1 protein-coding gene and 1 pseudogene are annotated in these 1,115 nt (G+C 41.3%); both read left to right on the forward strand.

What is annotated here, in order from left to right; translation table 11 throughout:
- Positions 1-243 (forward strand): annotated as a pseudogene (locus EYR97_RS21805) (transposase); the annotation flags it as partial.
- Positions 240-1,085, forward strand: a complete 846-nt coding sequence (locus EYR97_RS22010; RefSeq protein ID WP_242635160.1) for an IS3 family transposase — start codon at positions 240-242, stop codon at positions 1,083-1,085. The pseudogene EYR97_RS21805 and the gene EYR97_RS22010, both read left to right, overlap by 4 nt.
- Positions 1,086-1,115: the final 30 nt, after the last annotated feature.

Below are 1,115 nucleotides of genomic sequence, written 5' to 3' on the forward strand. Positions count from 1 at the left end.
TCTCCAGGCATTCTTTTTCAATGGCAAAAGCTTTATGCTCGTGATGGTATATCCCGTCTCAAACCGCAGAAAAAAGGTAGGCCAGTCATGACAAATACTTCTTCTTCATCAAAACCAGTAGAGCAGATGACTGAGGAAGAATTGCGAGAAGAGTTAGCATACTTACGAGCAGAGAATGATGTGCTAAAAAAGTTAGAAGCCTTGGCTCAAGCCAGAAAGAAAAAAGCAAAGACAAGACGATAGTCGTCGAAGAGTTCAAGGCAAAACATAGCTTACGACACCTATTAAAGGCCACAGGGCTGCCGAAGAGTGTTTACTATTATCATCGCACTACCTGTAAGCAATCCGGTGAAAACAATGGTCTACTGATAAAAATACGTGATATTTATCACGCGCATAAAGGGCGGTATGGCTATCGTAGAATCACGAGTGCCCTGAGAACAATGGGGCTACTTGTTAATCATAAGCGCGTTCAACGGCTGATGAATGAGTTAGGCCTCAAGTCAAAAGTAAGGCCTAAGCGCTATAAATCCTATAGAGGTGAAGTGGGTAAAATCGCAGAAAATACGCTTAACCGTGAGTTTACTGCGCAGAAGCCAAATCAAAAATGGGTGACGGATGTGACGGAGTTTAAAGTGGGTAGTGAGAAGGTGTATCTATCGCCTATGATTGACCTATACAACCAAGAGGTAATCAGTTACGAAGTCAGAAAATCCGTTGCGCTTCCTTTGGTAACTAACATGCTTAGAACAGCAACTGCTAAGTTGAAACCAAATGAAAAGCCAATTGTACACTCAGACCAAGGGTGGCAATACCAAAACACACAGTATCAGAAACACCTTAAAGAAAAAGGGTTACAACAAAGTATGTCTAGGAAAGGCAACTGTTTAGATAATGCGGTTGCTGAAAATTTTTTTGGGATATTAAAGAGTGAAATGTATCACAACGAAACGTTCATAGACGCGAATGAGCTCATTGAAAACATCAAAGAATATATCCACTATTACAACAATGAGCGTATTAAGCTGAAACTAAAAGGCCTGAGTCCGATACAGTATCGAAATCAGGCCTTGGCAGCCGCTTAGAAATGAGTCCAACTTTATGGGGTCACTTCA

It is taken from the genome of Alteromonas sp. KUL42 (assembly GCF_006538325.1).
Taxonomy (GTDB): Bacteria; Pseudomonadota; Gammaproteobacteria; order Enterobacterales; family Alteromonadaceae; genus Alteromonas.